General features: G+C 67.6%; 16 protein-coding genes. All 16 read left to right on the top strand.

The features are described from left to right. Window positions 1-292: 292 nt before the first annotated feature. Window positions 293-3,724 (top strand): DNA-directed RNA polymerase subunit beta, encoded by a 3,432-nt coding sequence (gene rpoB / locus WA640_RS03260; protein WP_106361873.1) that lies wholly within the window; start codon window positions 293-295, stop codon window positions 3,722-3,724. Between the two features lie 92 nt (window positions 3,725-3,816). Continuing rightward, on the top strand, window positions 3,817-7,707 hold the full coding sequence (locus WA640_RS03255) for a DNA-directed RNA polymerase subunit beta' (RefSeq protein WP_335986027.1): 3,891 nt from the start codon (window positions 3,817-3,819) through the stop codon (window positions 7,705-7,707). A gap of 119 nt (window positions 7,708-7,826) precedes the next feature. Beyond that, window positions 7,827-8,084 (top strand): FitA-like ribbon-helix-helix domain-containing protein, encoded by a 258-nt coding sequence (locus tag WA640_RS03250; protein ID WP_335986026.1) that lies wholly within the window; start codon window positions 7,827-7,829, stop codon window positions 8,082-8,084. Then, on the top strand, window positions 8,081-8,476 hold the full coding sequence (locus tag WA640_RS03245; RefSeq protein ID WP_335986025.1) for a type II toxin-antitoxin system VapC family toxin: 396 nt from the start codon (window positions 8,081-8,083) through the stop codon (window positions 8,474-8,476). Before WA640_RS03250 ends, WA640_RS03245 begins: the two co-directional genes overlap by 4 nt. A gap of 1 nt (window position 8,477) precedes the next feature. Next, a complete protein-coding gene (locus WA640_RS03240) occupies window positions 8,478-8,708 on the top strand; it encodes a hypothetical protein (protein ID WP_335986024.1) in 231 nt (76 codons plus the stop codon). 9 nt (window positions 8,709-8,717) lie between these two features. Beyond that, window positions 8,718-9,056 (top strand): hypothetical protein, encoded by a 339-nt coding sequence (locus tag WA640_RS03235; protein ID WP_106361876.1) that lies wholly within the window; start codon window positions 8,718-8,720, stop codon window positions 9,054-9,056. 607 nt (window positions 9,057-9,663) lie between these two features. Then, a complete protein-coding gene (gene rpsL, locus WA640_RS03230; RefSeq protein ID WP_091053661.1) occupies window positions 9,664-10,035 on the top strand; it encodes a 30S ribosomal protein S12 in 372 nt (123 codons plus the stop codon). Between the two features lie 3 nt (window positions 10,036-10,038). Then, window positions 10,039-10,509 carry a 30S ribosomal protein S7 gene (rpsG, locus tag WA640_RS03225; protein WP_106361877.1) on the top strand — a complete coding sequence of 157 codons (471 nt, stop codon included), beginning with the start codon at window positions 10,039-10,041 and terminating at the stop codon, window positions 10,507-10,509. A gap of 15 nt (window positions 10,510-10,524) precedes the next feature. Beyond that, window positions 10,525-12,630 (top strand): elongation factor G, encoded by a 2,106-nt coding sequence (fusA, locus tag WA640_RS03220; protein WP_335986022.1) that lies wholly within the window; start codon window positions 10,525-10,527, stop codon window positions 12,628-12,630. Between the two features lie 126 nt (window positions 12,631-12,756). Beyond that, window positions 12,757-13,950 (top strand): elongation factor Tu, encoded by a 1,194-nt coding sequence (gene tuf / locus WA640_RS03215; protein ID WP_106361879.1) that lies wholly within the window; start codon window positions 12,757-12,759, stop codon window positions 13,948-13,950. A 390-nt stretch (window positions 13,951-14,340) separates the two neighbouring features. Beyond that, a complete protein-coding gene (gene rpsJ / locus WA640_RS03210) occupies window positions 14,341-14,649 on the top strand; it encodes a 30S ribosomal protein S10 (protein ID WP_026922761.1) in 309 nt (102 codons plus the stop codon). 7 nt (window positions 14,650-14,656) lie between these two features. After that, on the top strand, window positions 14,657-15,304 hold the full coding sequence (gene rplC, locus WA640_RS03205) for a 50S ribosomal protein L3 (protein WP_106361880.1): 648 nt from the start codon (window positions 14,657-14,659) through the stop codon (window positions 15,302-15,304). A gap of 2 nt (window positions 15,305-15,306) precedes the next feature. Beyond that, a complete protein-coding gene (gene rplD, locus WA640_RS03200; RefSeq protein WP_106361881.1) occupies window positions 15,307-15,957 on the top strand; it encodes a 50S ribosomal protein L4 in 651 nt (216 codons plus the stop codon). Then, window positions 15,954-16,271 (top strand): 50S ribosomal protein L23, encoded by a 318-nt coding sequence (rplW, locus tag WA640_RS03195; protein ID WP_245888830.1) that lies wholly within the window; start codon window positions 15,954-15,956, stop codon window positions 16,269-16,271. The genes rplD and rplW overlap by 4 nt, the downstream gene beginning before the upstream one ends. A 22-nt stretch (window positions 16,272-16,293) precedes the next feature. Further along, window positions 16,294-17,136: a 50S ribosomal protein L2 gene (rplB, locus tag WA640_RS03190; protein WP_106361882.1), complete on the top strand. Its 843-nt coding sequence runs from the start codon at window positions 16,294-16,296 to the stop codon at window positions 17,134-17,136. Between the two features lie 3 nt (window positions 17,137-17,139). Next, a complete protein-coding gene (rpsS, locus tag WA640_RS03185; RefSeq protein WP_091053653.1) occupies window positions 17,140-17,421 on the top strand; it encodes a 30S ribosomal protein S19 in 282 nt (93 codons plus the stop codon). Window positions 17,422-17,436 lie beyond the last annotated feature (15 nt).

Below are 17,436 nucleotides of genomic sequence, written 5' to 3'. Positions count from 1 at the left end.
GCAGCAAGAGAGATGGTCGTCACCACTCACCCCGCCGCACGGTGGGGCAGTTGACAGTCTGCCGGAGTGTACGCTAGGGTAATAATTTGCGCTGCCTCCTTCACGCCTTCTTGACGCGGTGAGGGTCGCGGACGGTGGGGATTCCAGGCTTTCGACTCACGTTTGGCGTCATGCCCAGCATGACCGCTCGTTTCGATGCCCGTATCCGGCTGTCCTCGTCGATCCCGCATCGATGCGGTGACTGTGGCATGCGCCGGCCGTCGTAACACTCAGGTCCTCGGAAGGACGAATCTTGGCAGCTTCCCGCACTGGCAAGACCAGCTCCAGCAAGAGCAAGCACGCTCCCCGCCGTATCTCGTTCGGCAGGATCGAAGAGAAACTCGAAGTCCCGAACCTTCTGGCGCTCCAGACCGACTCGTTCGACTGGCTCGTCGGCAACGAGACCTACCGCGCCCGCGTGGGCGAAGACGCGGTCAGCGGCCTCGACGAGATCCTTGAGGAGATCAGCCCGATCGAGGACTTCTCGGGCACCATGAGCCTGTCCTTCTCCAACCCTCGCTTCGACGAGGTCAAGGCCCCCATCGAGGAGTGCCGCGAGAAGGACCTCACCTACTGCGCGCCGCTGTTCGTCACGGCGGAGTTCATCAACCACACCACCGGCGAGATCAAGAGCCAGACGGTCTTCATGGGCGACTTCCCCATGATGACCCCGAAGGGCACGTTCATCGTCAACGGCACCGAGCGCGTGGTCGTCTCGCAGCTCGTCCGCTCGCCCGGCGTGTACTTCGACAAGCAGCCCGACAAGACCTCGGACCGCGACCTGACCAGCGCGAAGGTCATTCCCGGCCGCGGCGCGTGGCTCGAATTCGACGTCGACAAGCGCGAGACCGTCGGCGTGCGCGTCGACCGCAAGCGCCGCCAGGCCGTGACCGTGCTGCTCAAGGCGATCGGCTGGGACAACGACCGCATCCGCGAGCGCTTCGGCTGGTCCGAGCTCATGATGGCGACCCTGGAGAAGGACACCATCAACTCGCAGGACGAGGCCCTGCTCGACATCTACCGCAAGCTCCGCCCCGGCGAGCCGCCGACGAAGGACAACGCGCAGTCGCTGCTGGAGAACCTGTTCTTCAACAAGAAGCGCTACGACCTCGCCAAGGTCGGCCGGTACAAGGTCAACAAGAAGTTCGGCCTCGACCACCCGATCTCGACCGGCGTGCTCACCGAGGACGACCTCGCGTCGACGATCGAGTTCATGCTGCGCCTGCACTCGGCCGAGCCGGGCTACGCGCCCGACGACATCGACCACTTCGGCAACCGCCGCCTGCGCACCGTCGGCGAGCTCATCCAGAACCAGATCCGGGTGGGCCTGTCGCGCATGGAGCGCGTCGTGCGCGAGCGGATGACGACCCAGGACGTCGAGGCGATCACGCCGCAGACCCTGATCAACATCCGCCCCGTCGTGGCCGCGATCAAGGAGTTCTTCGGGACCTCGCAGCTGTCGCAGTTCATGGACCAGGTCAACCCGATCACGGGCCTGACCCACCGCCGCCGCCTCTCGGCGCTCGGCCCGGGCGGTCTGTCCCGCGACCGCGCCGCCATGGACGTGCGCGACGTGCACCCGTCGCACTACGGCCGCATGTGCCCGATCGAGACGCCGGAAGGCCCGAACATTGGCCTCATCGGCGCCATGTCGACATTCGCCCGCGTCAACCCGTTCGGCTTCATCGAGACGCCGTACCGGAAGGTCGTGGACGGCAAGGTCACCGACGACATCGACTACCTGACGGCCGATGAGGAGGACCGCTTCACCATCGCGCAGGCGAACCAGCTCCTGAACGACGACGGCTCGTTCGTCGACACCCAGGTCCTGGCCCGCGGCCGCGGCGGCGAGGCCGAGCTGCTCACCGCCGACGAGATCGACTACATGGACGTCTCGCCGCGCCAGATGACCTCGGTCGCGACCGCGCTGGTGCCGTTCCTGGAGCACGACGACGCGAACCGCGCCCTCATGGGCGCGAACATGCAGCGCCAGGCCGTGCCGCTCATCAAGACCGACTCGCCGCTGGTGGGCACCGGCATGGAGTACCGCGCCGCGGTCGACGCCGGCGACGTCGTCGTCGCCGAGGCCGACGGCACCGTCGAGGACTCCAGCGCCGACTACATCACCATCGCGCAGGACAACGGCATGCGCCGCACCTACCTGCTGCACAAGTTCCGCCGCTCCAACGCGGGCTCGTGCATCAACCAGGTGCCCCTCGTCACCGAGGGCGAGCGCGTCGAGGCCGGCCAGCCGATCGCCGACGGCCCCTCGACCGACAAGGGCGAGATGGCGCTCGGCAAGAACCTGCTGGTCGCGTTCACCACCTGGGAGGGCCAGAACTTCGAGGACGCCATCGTGCTCTCCTCGCGACTGGTCGAAGAGGACGTGCTCACCTCGATCCACATCGACGAGCACGAGGTCGACGCCCGCGACACGAAGCTCGGTCCGGAGGAGATCACCCGCGACATCCCGAACGTCGGCGAGGAGATGCTCTCCGACCTGGACGACCGCGGCATCATCCGCATCGGCGCCGAGGTCGAGGACGGCGACATCCTGGTCGGCAAGGTCACGCCCAAGGGCGAGACCGAGCTGACCCCGGAGGAGCGCCTGCTCCGCGCCATCTTCGGCGAGAAGGCCCGCGAGGTCCGCGACACGTCCCTGAAGGTCCCGCACGGCGAGGCCGGCACGGTCATCGGGGTGCGCACCTTCAGCCGCGAGGACGGCGACGAGCTGTCCCCGGGCGTGAACGAGCTGGTCCGCGTGTACATCGCGCAGAAGCGCAAGATCGGCGTGGGCGACAAGCTCGCCGGCCGCCACGGCAACAAGGGCGTCATCTCGAAGGTCGTGCCGCAGGAGGACATGCCGTTCCTCCCCGACGGGACCCCGATCGACATCCTGCTCAACCCGCTGGGCGTGCCCGGCCGAATGAACATCGGCCAGGTCCTCGAAGTCCACCTGGGCTGGGCGGCCAAGACCGGCTGGAAGCTGGAGGGCTTCGACGAGGCCTGGCAGCAGGCCCTGAAGGCCATCGGCGCCGACGAGGCCCCGGCGGACTCCAAGGTCGGGACGCCGGTGTTCGACGGCGCCCACCCCGAGGAGGTCCAGGGCGTCCTGGCGAACACGCTGCCCAACCGCGACGGGATGCGCATGGTCGCCCCGACCGGCAAGGCGCAGCTGTTCGACGGCCGCTCCGGCGAGCCGTTCCCGGACCCGATCTCGGTCGGCTACATGTACATCCTGAAGCTGAACCACATGGTCGACGACAAGATCCACGCGCGTTCGACCGGTCCGTACTCGATGATCACCCAGCAGCCGCTCGGCGGCAAGGCCCAGTTCGGCGGCCAGCGCTTCGGTGAGATGGAGTGCTGGGCCATGCAGGCCTACGGCGCGGCGTACGCGCTCCAGGAGCTGCTGACGATCAAGTCCGACGACGTCGTGGGCCGCGTGAAGGTCTACGAGGCGATCGTCAAGGGCGAGAACGTCCCCGAACCGGGCATTCCCGAATCGTTCAAGGTGCTGCTCAAGGAGCTCCAGTCGCTCTGCCTCAACGTGGAGGTGCTGTCCGCCGACGGGCAGGCCATCCAGATGACCGAGAGCGACGACGAGGTCTTCCGCGCGGCAGAGGAGCTCGGGATCGACCTGTCCCATGAAGAGCCCTCAAGCGTGGACTTCGAGAGCGCCTGACGTCGAGCCGGGGGCGGCCGCACGGTGCCGCCGCCCCCGCCTTACGTCTCATCCCATCCTTACAGAAGCAGCACAAGGGGAAGAAGAGTTCAGTGCTCGACGTCAACTTCTTCGACAAGTTGAAGATCGGCCTCGCCACCGCGGAGGACATCCGGCAGTGGTCTCACGGCGAGGTGAAGAAGCCCGAGACCATCAACTACCGGACCCTCAAGCCCGAGAAGGACGGTCTCTTCTGCGAGAAGATCTTCGGTCCGACCCGGGACTGGGAGTGCTACTGCGGCAAGTACAAGCGCATCCGCTTCAAGGGCATCATCTGCGAGCGCTGCGGCGTCGAGGTGACGCGCTCCAAGGTCCGCCGCGAGCGCATGGGCCACATCGAGCTCGCCGCGCCCGTGACGCACATCTGGTACTTCAAGGGCGTCCCCTCGCGCCTGGGCTACCTGCTCGACCTGGCGCCGAAGGACCTTGAGAAGGTCATCTACTTCGCGGCCTACGTGATCACCGCCGTCGACGACGAGGCGCGCCAGCGCGACCTGCCGACGCTGGAGAACGAGATCGTCGCCGAGAAGCGCCACCTGGAGCAGCAGCGCGACGCCGCCATCGAGGAGCGCGCCTCGAAGCTGGAGGCCGACCTGGCCGAGCTGGAGGCCGAGGGCGCCCGCGCCGACGTCCGCCGCAAGGTCAAGGACGGCGGCGAGCGCGAGATGCGCCAGATCCGCGACAAGGCCCAGCGGGAGATCGACCGCCTCGACGAGGTCATGGACACGTTCCGCAAGCTCGACGTGCGCCAGCTCATCGGCGACGAGATGCTCTACCGCGAGCTCCAGCAGCGCTTCGGCGAGTACTACACGGGCGGGATGGGCGCCGAGTCCATCAAGAACCTGCTGGAGAACCTCGACCTGGACGCCGAGACCGTGAACCTGCGCGAGACCATCGCGACGGGCAAGGGGCAGAAGAAGCTCCGCGCGCTCAAGCGCCTGAAGGTCGTGGCCGCGTTCCAGGCCACCGGCAACTCGCCGCTGGGCATGGTCCTCGACTGCGTGCCGGTGATCCCGCCGGAGCTGCGCCCGATGGTGCAGCTCGACGGCGGCCGGTTCGCGACCTCGGACCTGAACGACCTGTACCGCCGCGTCATCAACCGCAACAACCGGCTCAAGCGCCTGATGGACCTCGGGGCCCCCGAGATCATCGTGGCGAACGAGAAGCGCATGCTCCAGGAGTCGGTGGACGCGCTGTTCGACAACGGCCGCCGCGGGCGTCCGGTGACGGGCCCGGGCAACCGCCCGCTCAAGTCGCTGTCCGACATGCTCAAGGGCAAGCAGGGCCGGTTCCGCCAGAACCTGCTCGGCAAGCGCGTCGACTACTCGGGCCGCTCGGTCATCGTGGTCGGCCCGCGCTTGAAGCTGCACCAGTGCGGCCTGCCGAAGCAGATGGCGCTGGAGCTGTTCAAGCCGTTCGTGATGAAGCGCCTGGTGGACCTGAACCACGCGCAGAACATCAAGTCGGCCAAGCGCATGGTCGAGCGCGCGCGCCCGGTCGTGTGGGACGTGCTCGAAGAGGTCATCTCCGAGCACCCGGTCCTGCTCAACCGCGCGCCCACGCTGCACCGCCTCGGCATCCAGGCCTTCGAGCCGCAGCTCGTCGAGGGCAAGGCCATCCAGCTGCACCCGCTGGTGTGCACCGCGTTCAACGCGGACTTCGACGGCGACCAGATGGCCGTGCACGTGCCGCTGTCCGCCGAGGCCCAGGCCGAGGCCCGCATCCTGATGCTGGCGTCGAACAACATCCTGAAGCCCTCCGACGGCAAGCCGGTGGCCCTGCCCACGCAGGACCAGATCATCGGCCTGTACTACCTGACCCACAAGTCCGAAGGGCGCGTGGGCGAGGGCCGGGCGTTCGCCGACGTCGGCGAGGCGCAGATGGCGAAGGACCGCGGGGAGCTCGACCTCCAGTCGCCGATCCGCATCCGCCTGGACGGCATCCAGCACATCAACAACGGCGGCGGCGCCGAGCCGTGGACGGCCCCCGAGGGCTGGACCCCGGGCGAGCCGCTGCTGGTGGAGACCACGCTGGGCCGGGTGTTCTTCAACGACTGCCTGCCGCCGGACTTCGAGTACGTCAACTACGAAGTGCGCAAGGGCCAGCTGTCGAACATCATCCACGACCTGTCCGAGCACTACTCGAAGGTGCAGCTGGGCGCCTGCCTGGACGCGCTGAAGTCCGCGGGCTTCCGCTGGGCCGGCTGGTCCGGCGTGACCATCGGCATCGAGGACGTCGTGGAGCCGGCGCACAAGGCCGAGATCCTGGAGAAGTACGAGGCGGACTCGGCGAAGATCGACAAGCAGTACGTCCGCGGCCTCATGACGGCCGAGGAGCGGCGCGGCGAGCTCACCGAGATCTGGACCAAGGCCACGGCCGAGGTGCTCGAAGACCTCAACGAGACGCTCCAGCCGGAGAACCCGCTGTGGCAGATGATCAACTCGGGCGCGCGCGGCAACATGCTCCAGCTCCGCCAGATCGCCGGCATGCGCGGCCTGGTGGCGAACCCGAAGGGCGAGATCATCCCGCGCCCCATCAAGTCCTCGCTGCGCGAGGGCCTGACGGTGCTGGAGTACTTCATCTCGACCCACGGCTCGCGCAAGGGCCTCGCCGACACCGCGCTGCGGACCGCCGACTCGGGTTACCTGACCCGCCGTCTGGTGGACGTGTCGCAGGACGTCATCATCCGCGAGGACGACTGCGGGACCGACCGGGCGCTGGACTTCCAGTTCGCGACCGAGGTCGACGGGCGCCTGATCGAGTCCGACATCGTCGACTCCTCGATCGACGCGCGGAACCTCGCCGAGGACGTCGAGGTCGACGGCAAGGTGGTCCTGGAGCGGAACACCGCGCTGAACTCGGACCACATCGCGACGCTGCTCGCCGCGGGCGTGCAGAACGTCAAGGTGCGCTCGGTCCTGACCTGCGAGTCCCGCCAGGGCGTCTGCGCGGCCTGCTACGGCCGGTCGATGCCCACGGGCGAGAAGGTCGACCTGGGCGAGGCCGTCGGCATCATCGCGGCGCAGTCCATCGGCGAGCCGGGCACCCAGCTCACCATGCGTACGTTCCACACCGGTGGTGCGGCGACGTCGCAGGACATCACGCAGGGCCTGCCGCGTGTGCAGGAGGTCTTCGAGGCGCGCATCCCGAAGGGCAAGGCGCCGATCGCCGAGGCGAGCGGCACCGTGCGCATCGAGGACGCGGAGAAGTCGCGGAAGATCATCATCACGCCGGACGACGGCTCCGAGGAGATCGTGGTCGACAAGGTGCCGCGCCGTCTGCGCCTGCGCGTGGGCGAGGGCGAGCACGTCGAGGTCGGCGAGAAGCTCGTCGAGGGCACGATCGACCCGCACGAGCTGCTGCGCGTGCTCGGTCCGCGGAAGGTCCAGCGCCACCTGGTGGAGCAGGTCCAGGACGTGTACCGGTCGCAGGGCGTGATGATCCACGACAAGCACATCGAGATCATCGTGCGCCAGATGCTCAAGCGGATCACGATCATCGACTCGGGCACCTCGGAGTTCCTGCCGGGCTCCCTGGTCGACCGGCTCTCCTTCGAGGAGGAGAACCGCAAGATCATCGCCAACGGCGGCGAGCCGGCCTCCGGCCGCCCGCAGCTGATGGGCATCACCAAGGCCTCCCTGGCGACGGAGTCGTGGCTGTCCGCGGCGTCGTTCCAGGAGACCACCCGGGTGCTCACCGAGGCCGCGATCTCCGGCAAGTCCGACTCGCTGGTCGGCCTGAAGGAGAACGTGATCCTCGGCAAGCTCATCCCGGCCGGTACCGGCATCGCCAAGTACCGCAACGTCTCCGTCGAACCCACCGAGGAAGCCAAGGCCGCGGTCTACTCCCTCGGCGGCTACGAGGACACCACGGCGGCGGCCTTCGCCTACGGCGGCGGCCCGGCCGTGAGCCTTGAGGACTCCTACGACCTGGGGACCTTCTAGCAACAACCTGCCGATTCCCGACGGCATGCAAGAAACCGGTGGGCCGGTGGCGCGAAGCGCCACCGGCCCACCGGCGTTTCACGGCAGCGGAATCCAATATGCGCATGTAAAATACATGCATGGTGAACATTCAGGTGAGAGATGTCCCCGAGGAGCTTCGGAACACGCTCGCTGCCGAGGCCAAGGAGCGGGGGCAGTCGATGCAGGCATATTTGCTGACCCTGTTCGAGGAGGCTGGCCGCCGGACTCGGGCGATCGCGATGCTGCGGCGGCTCGATTCGATGGGCGGCGGGTACTCCGGTCCGGGCTCCGACGCGGTTGAGGAGATCGCCGAGCAGCGGGCCGAGCGGGATCGCCGAATCCTGGGTGAGGCATGATCGTCATCGACTCCTCGCTGCTAGTGGAGGCGTTGACGGGTGATGACGGTCGGGCGCATCGGGCTCGCATCCTGCTCACCGAAGACCCGGTATGGCATGCGCCGGAACACATCGCAGTTGAAGTGACCTCGGCGATTCGAGGCAGGCTACTCGGGAAGAAGGTCTCGCTCGAACGGGCCGAGTTCGCGCTTGCGACGCTTCGGGAGATGCCGATTCTCCGGGCGCCGTGGTCGCAGGTAGCTGACCGGGCATGGGCATTGCGGGAAAACATGACTCCGTACGACGCCGCCTTCATCGCCCTGGCGGAGCAGCTCGACTGCCCTCTGGCCACTACAGACAGGAAGCTGGTGAACTGCCCGGTACGGCGGTGCGAAGTTCGAGTCGTGGAGTGAGGTGCAGATGACGAAGCCGGATGACGATCGCGACCTGTGGGAGCGACCGGCCGAGGTTCCGCCTGACCAGGAATGGTTCTGGACCCCGGAATGGCTGGCGGGCGAGCGCGAGGCCAGTGCGCAGATCGCGGCCGGCCAGGGTCAGGTCTTCTACAGCGCGGAGGAATTCCTTGAGCACCTTGAGCGCGGCTCGGGAAGAACTGATGAGGAGCCCGAGCACCCCGGCCAATAGGATGGGCCGATGGAGCCTGGGGTGCGGCATCCGGATGATCCGGAGCCGGTGGAGTCGACGAAGGTGGTGGCGGCCAGGATGCTGGCCGGGGTCGGGGCGGCGCTGTCGGTGTTCGTGGGCGGGGCGGTCCCGGCGGTGATCGCGCTCATGCTGGCCCGGCAGGCCGAGGCGGACATCCGGGCCTCCGAGGGGTTTCTGCTGGGGGCCTCGCGGCTACCCGGGATCAGGCGGACCGCGTGGACCGCATTGGGGATCGCGGGGGCCGTTGTCGTTGCGGCGCTGCTGGTCTGGGTGGTCGCGATGGCGCGGTCGGCGGGGTCGGACCCGTACGGGGGCGGGGTCGCCTGACCTCCCGGGGAAGACCTGGTGAACAAGCACTCCCTGCGGGCTCCCCGCGCGGGGCGCGCGGGTCCCGCGAGATAAGATGGCTGCGGTGTGCTTACCGCGCCGCACGGACGAGACGATGCCCTTCTCCCCGGCCCCGTGACACTGGACACGGATGCCGCTCAGGGCGAAATCGGCTTTGACCTTGTTCGTTAGGCTAGGTAGGCTTCTCCCTTGCGCCTGGACACCGCTTTGAGCGGCATGGTGGCCCTGTCAACTCCGGCAGCTCGGTCCCCGTGAGAGCCAGGCCAGGTTGCGTGTCTGCAAGGCACTCGGGACTCCGGTCCCGCGGGCCGGCGCCATCGGCACGCATCCCTCGCACTGGGGGCTTCGTGAACACGGCTCGATAGCCGGTCTCCGAGGAGATCGCTTCACGAACGCGTCTGAACTCGCATCGCGGCAGGCTTCGGTCTGCCGGGCGGCGGGTATGGGTCCGGAGAGACGCGACACGCCCGAACGCGGGGGACGGGAACCCACGCCGCTGAGCAGCGCTTTCGCCTGCTCCGGCACGGGGGACAGATGGCGTCGGAACACGAATACGCAACCGTCACTGTTGAGAGGGGTCCGCCTAGTGCCGACTATCCAGCAGCTGGTCCGCAAAGGCCGCCAGGCCAAGACCAGCAAGAACAAGACGCCCGCGCTGAAGGGCTCGCCGCAGGCCCGCGGCGTCTGCACGCGCGTGTACACGACCACGCCCAAGAAGCCGAACTCGGCCATGCGCAAGGTCGCCCGCGTGCGCCTCATGAACGGCACCGAGGTCACCGCCTACATCCCGGGCGTCGGCCACAACCTCCAGGAGCACTCCATCGTGCTGGTCCGCGGCGGCCGCGTCCGCGACCTCCCGGGTGTGCGCTACAAGATCATCCGCGGTGCGCTGGACACCCAGGGCGTCCGCGACCGCAAGCAGGCCCGCAGCCGCTACGGCGCGAAGAAGGAGAAGTAAGCCATGCCGCGTAAAGGTCCCGCGCCGCGCCGGCCGCTTACCGCCGACCCGGTCTACAACTCGGTGCTCGTCACCCAGCTCATCAACAAGGTCCTCAAGGACGGCAAGCGCCGCCTCGCCGAGCGCATCGTCTACGAGGCCCTGGAGAACTGCCGCCAGAAGGCCGACTCGGACCCCGTGGTCATCCTCAAGCGCGCCCTCGACAACGTGAAGCCGACCCTTGAGGTCCGCTCCCGCCGCGTCGGCGGCGCGACCTACCAGGTCCCGGTCGACGTCCGTCCGCAGCGCGCCACCACCCTGGGCCTCCGCTGGCTCGTGGGCTACGCCCGCGACCGCCGCGAGAAGAGCATGGTGGAGCGGCTGACGAACGAGATCCTCGACGCTTCGAACGGCCTCGGCGCCGCGGTCAAGAAGCGCGAGGACACGCACAAGATGGCCGATTCCAACAAGGCGTTCGCGCACTACCGCTGGTAGTGAGAAGGAGACATCGTGGCTAACAAGGCCAACGCGGAGCTCGCCAAGCTCCGGAACATCGGCATCATGGCCCACATCGATGCCGGTAAGACCACCACCACCGAGCGGATCCTGTACTACACGGGCGTCTCGCACAAGATCGGTGAGGTCCACGACGGCGCCGCCACGATGGACTGGATGGAGCAGGAGCAGGAGCGTGGTATCACCATCACCTCCGCCGCTACCAAGTGCGAGTGGGACGACCACGTCATCCAGATCATCGACACGCCCGGCCACGTCGACTTCACCGTCGAGGTGGAGCGTTCGCTGCGCGTGCTCGACTCCGCGATCGCCGTCTACGACGGCGTGGCCGGCGTGGAGCCGCAGACCGAGAACGTGTGGCGCCAGGCGAACAAGTACAACGTCCCGCGCATGTGCTTCGTCAACAAGCTCGACCGCACGGGTGCGAACTTCTTCCGCTGCGTCGAGATGATGCAGGACCGCCTCAACTCGAACACCGCGGTGATCCAGCTCCCGATCGGGAACGAGGCCGACTTCATCGGCGTCGTCGACCTGGTCGAGATGCACGCCAAGGTGTGGCGCGGCGAGACCGGCCTCGGTGAGCACTACGAGATCGAGGAGATCCCGGCGGACCTGGCCGACCAGGCCGAGGAGTACCGCGAGAAGCTCATGGAGACCCTCTCGGACGTCGACGACGAGTTCGCCGAGAAGTTCCTGGAGGGCGAGGAGATCTCGGTCGCCGAGGTCAAGGCCGCCATCCGCAAGGCCACGATCGCGAACCAGATCAACCCGGTCATCTGCGGCACCGCGTTCAAGAACAAGGGCGTCCAGCCCTTGCTCGACGCGGTCATCGACTACCTGCCGAGCCCGCTCGACATCCCGGCGATCCAGGGGACCCTCACCGACAACGAGACCCCGGCCGAGCGCCACCCGGACGTCGAGGAGCCCTTCGCGGGGCTGGCGTTCAAGATCCAGACCGACAAGCACCTCGGCCGCCTCACCTACGTCCGGATCTACTCCGGCACCGTGGAGTCGGGCACTCAGGTCATCAACTCGACCAAGAGCCGCAAGGAGCGCATCGGCAAGATCTACCAGATGCACGCCAACAAGCGCGAGGAGCGCTCGGAGGCGCAGGCCGGCGACATCATCGCGGTGCAGGGGCTCAAGGGCACCACCACCGGCGACACGCTGTCGGACTCGAACAAGCAGGTCATCCTGGAGTCGATGATCTTCCCGGAGCCGGTGATCGACGTGGCCATCGAGCCGAAGTCGAAGGCCGACCAGGACAAGCTGGGCACCGCGATCCAGCGCCTGGCCGAGGAGGACCCGACCTTCCGCGTCAAGACCGACGAGGAGACCGGGCAGACCGTGCTCTCGGGCATGGGCGAGCTGCACCTCGACATCATGGTCGACCGCATCAAGCGGGAGTTCAACGTCGAGGCGAACATCGGCAAGCCCCAGGTGGCCTACCGCGAGACGATCACGCAGCGGGTCGAGAAGGTCGAGTACCTGCACAAGAAGCAGACCGGCGGTTCCGGCCAGTTCGCGCGCGTGCTCGTCAACCTCGAACCGCTGGAGATGAAGTCGAACGAGGACACCGTCTTCGAGTTCGACGACCAGATCTCCGGCGGCCGCATCCCGCGCGAGTACATCCCGTCGGTCAAGGCCGGCGCGGAGGACGCGCTGCCCGACGGCGTCCTGGCGGGCTTCCCGCTGGTGGGCGTCAAGATGGAGCTCATCGACGGGCAGTACCACGAGGTCGACTCCTCGGAGATGGCCTTCAAGATCGCCGGCCGCATGGTGCTGAAGGAGGCCGCGAAGCGGGCTCGTCCGGTGCTGCTGGAGCCGGTCATGGCCGTCGAGGTCATCTGCCCCGAAGAGAACATGGGCGATGTCATCGGCGACATCAACTCCCGTCGCGGCATGGTCCAGGAGATGGGCGAGCGCGGCAACGACCGCACGGTCGTGGCCAAGGTGCCGCTCTCGGAGATGTTCGGCTACGTCGGCGACCTGCGGTCGAAGACGGCCGGGCGTGCGAACTACTCGATGCAGTTCGACACCTACGCCGAAGTCCCGGCGAACGTCGCCAAGGAGATCATCGCCAAGGCGACAGGCGAGTAAGCGGCTCCCCGCCCGAGCCTGGGCGGGACCGCTGACCACCTGTTGCCAGCAGAGGCGCTGACTTCCGAAGCGACGCAATAGGTCAGATAAGTCAAACCAGATTTACCCAGTCCACAGGAGGACGAAGTGGCTAAGGAAAAGTTCGAGCGGACCAAGCCGCACGTGAACATCGGCACGCTCGGTCACGTCGACCACGGCAAGACCACGCTCACGGCCGCGATCACCAAGGTCCTGCACGACAAGTTCCCGGACCTCAACCCGTACACGCCGTTCGACGAGATCGACAACGCTCCCGAGGAGCGCCAGCGCGGTATCACGATCTCGATCTCCCACGTCGAGTACCAGACCGAGGCGCGTCACTACGCGCACGTCGACTGCCCCGGTCACGCCGACTACATCAAGAACATGATCACCGGCGCGGCCCAGATGGACGGCGCGATCCTGGTCGTGTCGGCCGCTGACGGCCCCATGCCGCAGACCCGCGAGCACGTCCTGCTCGCCCGCCAGGTCGGCGTGCCCTACGTCGTCGTGGCGCTCAACAAGGCCGACATGGTCGACGACGAGGAGATCCTCGAACTCGTCGAGATGGAGGTCCGCGAGCTGCTGTCCGACCAGAACTTCCCGGGCGACGACGCCCCGGTCGTGCAGGTCTCCGCGCTGGGCGCCCTCGAAGGCGAGCAGAAGTGGGTCGACGCCGTCGCCGAGCTCATGCAGGCCGTCGACGACTCGGTCCCGGAGCCGGAGCGCGCCACCGACCAGCCGTTCCTCATGCCGATCGAGGACGTCTTCACGATCACCGGCCGCGGCACCGTGGTCACCGGTCGTGTCGAGCGCGGCGTGCTCCTCCCCAACGAGGAGGTCGAGATCGTCGGCATCCGCGAGGGCGCCATCACCACCAAGGTGACCGCCATCGAGATGTTCCGCAAGACCCTCGACGACGCGCGCGCCGGTGAGAACGTGGGCCTGCTGCTCCGCGGCACCAAGCGCGAAGAGGTCGAGCGCGGCATGGTCGTCGTCAAGCCTGGCACGACCACCCCGCACACCGACTTCGAGGCCGCGGTGTACATCCTGTCGAAGGACGAGGGCGGTCGCCACACCCCGTTCTTCAACAACTACCGTCCGCAGTTCTACTTCCGGACCACCGACGTGACCGGCGTCGTGACCCTCCCCGAGGGCACCGAGATGGTCATGCCGGGCGACAACACCGACATGAAGGTGGAGCTCATCCAGCCCATCGCCATGGACGAGGGTCTGCTCTTCGCGATCCGCGAGGGCGGCCGCACGGTCGGCTCCGGCCGCGTCACCAAGGTCCTCAAGTAAGACACGTTCCGGGGCGGCTCGCGAGGGCCGCCCCGGTTCATTCGCGTCCGGGGCCTGTCGGGTTCTGACGGTCCGGACGCCGATATAGCTGCATCCGCGTAACCTGCCCCACTGTTCCCCGACCCCAGCTTGCTGGGCATTCGGGGGAGCAGGCATAATATTCAGGTTGCGTTCGCACCAGCGCGCTTTCGACGTGCGCGGTGCTCACGCCCGGCCCGCGGGCCCTAGTAGGCGCTGTTGCTGTGCTGAGAGGGACCGTTCACGACGGGCAGGCGGGCGAGCCAGAAAGACCAGCAGAGGGCATTCGCGTGCCCGAGCCAGTCTCAAACTCGCGACACGCCCGACCGCGTGGAGCGGTCTGAACAGCCAATTTACGTTAGGTTAGGACACATGGCGGGACAGAAGATCCGCATCAGGCTGAAGGCCTACGACCACGAGGTCGTGGACTCCTCGGCCCGCAAGATCGTGGAGACGGTCACCCGTACGGGTGCCGCTATCTCCGGGCCGGTGCCGCTGCCGACCGAGATCAACCGCTTCTGCGTGATCCGGTCGCCGCACAAGTACAAGGACTCGCGCGAGCACTTCGAGATGCGCACGCACAAGCGCCTCATCGACATCCTCGACCCGACCCCGAAGACGGTCGACTCGTTGATGCGCCTTGACCTCCCGGCCGGCGTCGACATCGAGATCAAGCTGTAGGGGACCAATGGACAGGCAGATCAAGGGAATCCTGGGCACCAAGCTCGGCATGACCCAGGTTTGGGACGAGAACGGCCGCGCCGTTCCCGTCACTGTGGTGCAGGCCGGCCCGAACGTGGTCACCCAGGTCCGCAAGCCCGACGTCGACGGCTACTCGGCCGTCCAGCTGGGCTTCGGCGACATCAAACTCAAGAACGTCACCAAGCCGCTCCAGGGCCACTTCGAGAAGGCCGGCGTCGCTCCGCGTCGCCACCTCGTCGAGCTGCGCACCTCGGACGCCGCCGACTACGAGCTCGGCCAGACCGTCGAGGCCACGGCCTTCGAGGCCGGCCAGATCGTCGACGTCACGGGCACCACCAAGGGCAAGGGCTTCGCCGGCGTCATGAAGCGCCACGGCTTCAAGGGCCTCGGCGCCTCGCACGGTGCGCACAAGGTCCACCGCGCCCCCGGTTCCATCGGCGGCTGCGCGACCCCGGGCCGCGTGTTCAAGGGCATGCGCATGGCCGGCCGCCACGGCGGCTCGCGCCACACCACGCAGAACCTGCGCGTCCAGGCGGTCGACGCCGAGCGCGGGCTCCTGCTCATCGTGGGTGCCGTGCCCGGCCCGAAGAACGGCCTGGTGCTCGTCCGCTCCGCAGTGAAGCAGGTGGCATAAGCATGAGCCTTGAAATCAACGTCAAGAACGCCTCTGGTGAGGAGACCGGGAAGACCATCGCGCTTCCGGCGTCGATCTTCGACGTCGAGCCGAACATCCCGCTCATGCACCAGGTCGTGACGGCCCAGCTCGCGGCCGCCCGCTCGGGCTCGGCGAAGACCAAGACCCGCGGCGAGGTCCGCGGCGGCGGCAAGAAGCCGTACCGCCAGAAGGGCACCGGCCGCGCGCGCCAGGGCTCGACCCGCGCCCCGCAGTTCGCGGGCGGCGGCGTCGTCCACGGCCCGCAGCCGCGCTCGTACGCAGAGCGGACCCCGAAGAAGATGAAGGCGGCCGCTCTGGCGGGCGCCCTCACCGACCGGGTGCGCGGCGAGAACGTGCACGTCATCGACTCGTTCATCGCGGACGAGACCCCGAAGACCAAGACGGCCAAGGCCGCCCTCGCGGCGATCACCGGCGCGTCGAAGGTCCTCGTGGTCCTCTCGCGCGACGAGGAGACCGCGGCCCAGAGCCTGCGCAACCTCCCCGAGGTGCACCTGCTCGACGCCGGCCAGGTCAACACCTACGACGTGCTCAACAACGAGGACATCGTGTTCAGCGAGGCCGCCATCGAGGCGTTCATCGCGGACCGGACCGACGAGGAGGTCGCGGCGTGAGCAGCGAAGTGACCGTCGCCGACCCGCGCGACATCATCATCAAGCCGGTCATCTCGGAGAAGACCTACACCCTCCTCGGCGAGGGCAAGTACACCTTCGAGGTCGACCCGCGCGCCAACAAGAGCCACATCAAGATCGCCATCAAGGAGATCTTCGACGTGGACGTCAAGAGCGTCAACACCCTGAACCGCTCGGGCAAGCGCAAGCGCACCCGGACCGGTTGGGGCCAGCGCAAGAGCGTCAAGCACGCGATCGTCACCGTCGAGGGCGACCCCGGTCGCCTGGGTGAGATCTTCGGCGGACAGATCGCCTAAGAGACGCAGGGAGTTAACCGATATGGCTATTCGCAAGTACAAGCCGACGACGCCCGGGCGTCGTGGCTCCAGCGTCTCCGACTTCGCCGAGATCACCCGTTCGACCCCCGAGAAGTCGCTGCTGCGCCCGATCTCCAAGACCGGCGGCCGCAACAACTCGGGCAAGATCTCGACGCGTCACCGCGGCGGCGGGCACAAGCGCCGCTACCGGGTGATCGACTTCCGCCGCCACGACAAGGACGGCATCCCCGCGAAGGTCGCGCACATCGAGTACGACCCGAACCGGACCGCGAACATCGCGCTGCTGCACTACGCGGACGGCGAGAAGCGCTACATCCTGGCCCCCAAGGGGATCAAGCAGGGTGACACCATCGAGAACGGCCCGGGCGCGGACATCAAGCCCGGCAACTCGCTGGAGCTGCGCCACATCCCGGTCGGTACGACGGTCCACGCGGTGGAGCTCAAGCCCGGCGGCGGCGCCGCTCTGGGCCGCTCCGCGGGCGCCTCGATCCAGCTCCTCGCCCGTGAAGGCAAGTACGCGCACCTGCGCATGCCGTCCGGCGAGATCCGCCTGGTCCAGGTCACCTGCCGCGCCTCCGTGGGCGAGGTCGGCAACGCCGAGCAGGGCAACATCAACTGGGGCAAGGCCGGCCGCATGCGCTGGAAGGGCTGGCGCCCGACCGTCCGCGGTGTCGTCATGAACCCGGTCGACCACCCGCACGGTGGTGGCGAGGGCCGCACGTCCGGTGGCCGCCACCCGGTGAACCCGCAGGGCAAGCCCGAGGGTCGCACCCGGAAGAAGAACCACCCGACCGACCGGCTCATCGTGCGCCGTCGCCACGCCAACCGGAAGCGGGGTAAGTAAGCCATGGCTCGCAGCCTCAAGAAGGGCCCGTTCGTCGACGACCACCTGCAGAAGAAGGTGGACGTCGCCGTCGAGACCAAGAGCAAGAACGTCATCAAGACCTGGTCGCGCCGTTCGACGATCACCCCGGACTTCATCGGGCTGACCTTCGGCGTCCACGACGGTCGCAAGCACGTTCCGGTCTACGTCACGGAGAACATGGTCGGGCACAAGCTCGGCGAGTTCGCCCCGACCCGCACGTTCCGCGGGCACGAGAAGGACGACCGGAAGAGCCGTCGCCGCTAGGCCACGGGTTTGAGA

The sequence above is a fragment of the Glycomyces sp. MUSA5-2 genome (genome assembly GCF_037034145.1).
Lineage (GTDB): Bacteria > Actinomycetota > Actinomycetes > Mycobacteriales > Micromonosporaceae > Glycomyces > Glycomyces artemisiae.
This window is presented reverse-complemented; position numbering and strand designations above follow the sequence as displayed.